Here is a 5,024-nt window from a genome sequence, read left to right as displayed (position 1 = left end):
GCCCGGCCCCACGGTGGTCGTGCAGGGTCTTGCAGTTCTTGCGGTGGTGGTGCTGCGTGCCCGATCGCTCGCGGCTGTGCACTGGGGCAGACTCACTGAGCCGTCGCGCTCAGCCGTCGAAGATCGGGTGGACTCCGCGCGGCTCCTCCTCGAGCGCACCGAGGTTGCCGCGGAAGAAGATGAGCGGTTCCTGGTGCTCGCGGGGGATGCCGAGTTCGACGACGCGGCCGACGAAGATCGTGTGGTCACCGCCGTCGAACTCGTTCTCCAGGCGGCAGGCGAGGAAGGCCAGCGCGTCGCCGAGCACCGGCATCCCCTCGGCCGACCGGTGGTGCGGCACGTCCTTCACGGCCGCGGTGCCCTTGCCCGCGAAGGCGCGGGCGAGCGGTTCCTGCGGCCCGGCCAGGAAGTTGACCACGAAGGACTGGGCCTCGTCGATCACGGCCCGCAGCCGGGACTCCTTGTGCAGGCAGAACAGCACCAGCGGCGGATCGAGCGAGACCGAGGTGAACGAGTTGACGGTGGTTCCCTCGGAACGGCCCTCCGCACCGCTGGTGATGACGGTGACACCGGTGACGAACAGGCCGCAGACATTGCGCAGCAGCCTTCCCTCCACCGGTTCCGGCTGGTGGAGGGCCTGTTCTGGTGAGGTGGTCACAAGCATCCCTTCGTGTGAACGCTTGGATACGGCAAGGGCCCGGCGTCCGCTGGACGCCGGGCCCTGTAGAAACCCTCGGGTTTCGTTGAACGCTACGACTGGGTCTCCCGGACCTCCGGGGTACCCGCCTGGGCGGCGGCCGCCGGGACACGTTCGCCCACCGGCACGTCCACCGTGGCCTGCGACATCAGCAGGCTGCTCTTCGGCAGCAGCGGCCCGGCCAGCGCCGTGGTGACCAGCGCCATGATCACCATCATGGTGAACATCTGGCTGTCCAGCACGCCGAGTTGGACCGCGGTGTTGAGGATGATCAGCTCGGTCAGACCGCGGGTGTTCATCAGCAGGCCGAGAGCCCTGGACTCCCGCCAGCTCAGGCCGAAGATCCGGGCCGGCGCCATCGCACCCACCAGCTTGCCCACGCAGGCGACGGTCAGGATGGCGGCCAGCTCCACGTACTGGTACGCGTGCAGGCCGTTGATGTCCACACCGAGGCCGGTGACGATGAAGAACACCGGCAGCAGCACCAGGCTGATGTGGTCCAGCGGCTTGCGCAGGTGCTCGGCGAGCTGGGGAGCCGGCTCGCGCGGCATGATGAAGCCGAACAGGAAGGCGCCGAAGATGCCGTGGATGCCGATCCAGGTCGTCGCGTAGGCCGACAGGAAGGTACCGGCCGCCAGGACCATCAGCAGGTACCGCCACTGCTGCCGGGCGACCATCACGCCGACCAGGGCTGCCAGCGCCGGCTTCACGACGAGGAACATCAGCAGCACGTAGCCGGCACTCAGGCCCATCACCTGGACCAGGTCACCGGCACCGCCGGAGGTGACCAGCGCGGAGACGTAGGCCAGCATGCACCAGGCGAGGATGTCGTCCACGGCCGCGCTGGCCAGGGCCAGGGTGCCGACCCGGGTGTGGGTGAGCCGGTTGTCGGTGAGGATGCGGGCCAGCACCGGGAAGGCGGTCACGGACATGGCGGCGCCCATGAACGTGGAGAAGGTCAGGAAGGAGATGTGCTTCCCGGCCACCGTGTCGTGGTGCGGGTACAGCAGCGTCGCCACGGCGACGCCCAGCCCGAACGCGAGGGCCACGGAGCTGAGGGAGACCGCCGCCGCGACACCCTTGTGCGGGCGCAGGATGCGCTTCTCGAACTCCCAGCCGATCATGAACATGAACAGCAGCAGGCCGACCTGCGAGACCGCCGACAGCAGCGGCCGTACCTCGGCCGGGAACAGCTTGTGGGTGAGATCGCCGGGCAGCAGGCCGAGGAGGCTGGGACCCAGCGCTATACCGGCGAGGATTTCGCCGATCACGGCAGGCTGGCGGACACGCTTGGCAAGGCTGCCGAGCAGGGCGCCGGTCAACAGCACGATGGCCACACCAGCGATCATGGTGGCCATCGTCAGTTCGGCGTCCGGTGCGAGACTCTTGAACATCGACACAGTTCTCCTGGGGACGGGGAGCGGCTGCGAGAACAGGGACCCGGCACTTGCGTCGGGACCCCCCAGGGCCTGGCTCGGGGTACAGGCCCTAGGCGGACGGCGTCAGCACAACGATAGGAATCAGCCGGTCCGTTTTACTCTGGAACTTCGTGTAGAGCGGAAAGATCGTAAGCAAGTGCGCCCAGATCCGGTCCCTTTCGGGACCGTCTGGGAGAATTTCGGCGGTTGCCGGGAACCGGTCGCGCCCTATCTGAACAAATGCCCTCGGGGTCGCGCGAAGGTTCCAGTACCACCCCGGGTTGACCGCCTCCCCACCGTAGACGGCGCAGATGACGATCCGGTCACCGTCACGGATGAAGGTGACCGGGGTGGTGCGGCTTCGGCCTGTCTTCGCGCCGAGTGTAGTGAGCAACAGGGCCTGGAGTCCGCCGAATTGGCCGAGAAGACGCCCCCCGGACTTCCGGTAAACGAAGACGTTCACACGGACCACGGCCTTGTTGACGAGAATCTTGGCGCGGGACGGCGGTTTGGTCCTGATGCCCGCCATGTCAGCGAATGCTCTGCGCGAACGAGAAGGCGCGATATGGGTCGTACTTGGTCTTGACGTAGGCCAGCCGCGGGTAGTTCTCCGCGTAGTACGACCTCCGCCAGTCGCTCAGCCCTGGGTCGATGAAGTTCTGGTACGTCTCGCCGGCCGACTCCGGGTCCAGGATGGCGAACCCGTCGTCGACGAACTGCTGGGCGGCGGCCCGGCCGGCCGAGTCGGCCGCCGCCGGGTCCTCGATGTCGCTGAGATAGTTCACGGTGAACAGCCCATCCCGGTGGACGAATGCGGTGTCGGTGCGGGCCACGTCGCTGACGGCGCCGCCGAGCGGCAGCACCTCCAGGATGTGGATCTGGCCCGGCTGCCGCAGGGTCTCGAAGAGCGCGGCGGCCTTCTCCCACATGCTGCGCGAGGGCAGCTCGGTGAAGATCCGGCTGCGCTGGAGGCCGAAGGCAGGCCGCGGCAGGATGCCGCCGGGCGTGGTGTCGGCCCGGTGGCACTGGGCCACCGTGTCCCCCCCGCAGCGGAAGAAGTTCATCATGAGCTGCTGGTACGGCATCACGGCCGTGGGCGACTGCTGGACCGGTGCGCCGGTCAGTGCGATCAGCCGGGCCGCTTCACTCTCCAGTTCGGTGGGAGTGCCGGTGCTGGCCAGGAAGACGACCGGGTGGGCCGGGGTGCCGCTGGCGGCGTCCGGCAACTGGATGAACGCGCCGCCGCCGATTCCGCGGGGCGCGTCCAGCGTCCAGCGGGCGTAACCCTCCAGCATGTCGACGGCCTTGTCCCAGCTGAAGGCCAGGTTGATCAGGCCGACCTGGTTGACGGTGGCCGGCTTGAGGTCGTAGGAGGTGACGACCCCGAAGTTGCCGCCGCCACCACCGCGGATCGCCCAGAACAGGTCGCGGTTGCTGGTGGGCGAGGCGGTGACCGTCCTGCCGTCGGCCAGGACGACCTTGGCCGAGACGATCTGGTCCGAGCCGACGCCCGCGGAGCGGGTGAGCAGCCCGAGGCCGCCGCCCTGGTAGAAGCCGCCGACTGCCACCGTGGGACAGTAGCCGCCGACGACCGCCAGGCCGTGCGGAGCCAGGGCGTCGATCACGTCGACGCCCTGGGCACCCGTACCCACGCGGACCGTGCTGGAGCCCACGGTGATCGAGTTGAGCTTGGACACGTCGATGACCAGTCCGGTGGAGGTGGAGTATCCACCGGTGCTGTGACCGCCGCTGCGTACGGCGAACGGCAGGTCGTTGTCCTGGGCGAACTTCAGGCACAGCGCCACGTCCGCACTGCTGACGCAGTAGGCCACCGCCTTCGGGCTGATGACGTCGAACTGCCCGAGGTCGAGCTGCTTCGCGGTCGTGTAGCCCGGGTCGGACGGGAGTACGAGCGTCCCCTGGAGGCGCGACCGGAGCTGGCTCCAGGAAGCTCCGTTGCTCCCGGCCCAGACCGTGCTGGCGCCGAATCCGGTCGCGGCTACCGCGCCCGCGCCCGCGCCGACCCGTAGAACTGTTCTGCGTCTGATCATCGCGCTGCTCAACTTTCGTTGGCTGAAAGGAAGTTGACCCTGAGAGGCTAGAGCAGCTTCTTGCCCCGCAGGCCGGAACGCGCTATTCCGGCAAGAGTGTCCCGGGCCAGTTCCTGCATCTGGGCGGGCGCCTTGCGGGTACCCCAGTACATGAACTTGGCCATCATGAACGTGGACGGCAGAACGAACTTGACCTCGGGGTCGGTCCACTGGAAGACCGGGTTGACCAGTTCGCAGTCGCGCAGGCTCTTCATGATGATCTCCGCGGCGGTGTCACCGTCGATGCCGCCGGCCTCGTACTTCTCGCAGGCCTCGGCCATCAGGTCGAGGATCTGCTTGAACTCGTGGCTCTCCGGCCACCACAGGCCCGGGTGGAGGGTGTTCTCCAGCGCGTCCAGCCACTTCACGTCCCGGGTGAGGTCGTAGTTCTGCCGCGCGCGGGTCAGCCGCATCACGCCGGGCGTGAGGAAGGCGGACCAGACGCGGAACACCGCGTTCCACAGCGGGAAGTGGTTGAAGGAGATGTAGGAGCTGTTCACCAGCGCGTCGTTGTAGTGCAGCAGGCCGCGCTCGACCGTCTCCACGTACTCGAAGCGCTCGGTGGCGAAGTCGTCCTCGTCCAGGGCCGGGATGAGCCGGCTGAGCAGGGCGTAGACGACCTCGAAGGTGTTGGACAGGCCGCGGGAGAACAGCGGGTCCAGGAAGCCGGCCGCGTGCGACATCAGGCACCAGCGGTAGCCGATGGACTGCTTGGAGCTGTACTGGAGGCGGTCGGTGGAGACCCACTCACGCACCCGCTTGGCGCCCTCGAACTGGCGCTTCACCGCCGGGTACATGTCCAGGTACTTGTTGAACTCC

At 67.8% G+C, this 5,024-nt stretch carries 4 protein-coding genes and 1 pseudogene; all 5 read right to left on the bottom strand.

What is annotated here, in order from left to right; genetic code table 11:
* Positions 1-109: 109 nt before the first annotated feature.
* A complete protein-coding gene (locus VIW71_RS23445) occupies positions 110-664 on the bottom strand; it encodes a flavin reductase family protein (protein WP_414720818.1) in 555 nt (184 codons plus the stop codon).
* An 86-nt stretch (positions 665-750) separates the two neighbouring features.
* Positions 751-2,091 carry a cation:proton antiporter gene (locus tag VIW71_RS23440; RefSeq protein ID WP_331624532.1) on the bottom strand — a complete coding sequence of 447 codons (1,341 nt, stop codon included), beginning with the start codon at positions 2,089-2,091 and terminating at the stop codon, positions 751-753.
* Positions 2,092-2,185: 94 nt separating this feature from the next.
* Positions 2,186-2,644 carry a nitroreductase family deazaflavin-dependent oxidoreductase gene (locus VIW71_RS23435; protein ID WP_331624530.1) on the bottom strand — a complete coding sequence of 153 codons (459 nt, stop codon included), beginning with the start codon at positions 2,642-2,644 and terminating at the stop codon, positions 2,186-2,188.
* Between the two features lies 1 nt (position 2,645).
* Positions 2,646-4,166 (bottom strand): FAD-binding oxidoreductase, encoded by a 1,521-nt coding sequence (locus VIW71_RS23430; RefSeq protein ID WP_331624529.1) that lies wholly within the window; start codon positions 4,164-4,166, stop codon positions 2,646-2,648.
* A 47-nt stretch (positions 4,167-4,213) separates the two neighbouring features.
* A pseudogene (locus VIW71_RS23425) lies at positions 4,214-5,024 on the bottom strand (FAD-dependent oxidoreductase); the annotation flags it as partial.

Origin of the sequence: Streptomyces sp., assembly GCF_036524955.1 — a bacterium.
Classification (GTDB): Bacteria; Actinomycetota; Actinomycetes; order Streptomycetales; family Streptomycetaceae; genus Actinacidiphila.
The sequence above is the reverse complement of the archived record's forward strand: the minus strand, read 5'-3'. Positions and strand labels throughout refer to the sequence as shown.

What these genes read in the sequence shown, in the direction of transcription:
- VIW71_RS23445 (WP_414720818.1), bottom strand. Translation starts at nt 664, where the DNA reads ATGCTTGTGACCACCTCACCAGAACAGGCCCTCCACCAGCCGGAACCG.
- VIW71_RS23440 (WP_331624532.1), bottom strand. Translation starts at nt 2,091, where the DNA reads ATGTTCAAGAGTCTCGCACCGGACGCCGAACTGACGATGGCCACCATG.
- VIW71_RS23435 (WP_331624530.1), bottom strand. Translation starts at nt 2,644, where the DNA reads ATGGCGGGCATCAGGACCAAACCGCCGTCCCGCGCCAAGATTCTCGTC.
- VIW71_RS23430 (WP_331624529.1), bottom strand. Translation starts at nt 4,166, where the DNA reads ATGATCAGACGCAGAACAGTTCTACGGGTCGGCGCGGGCGCGGGCGCG.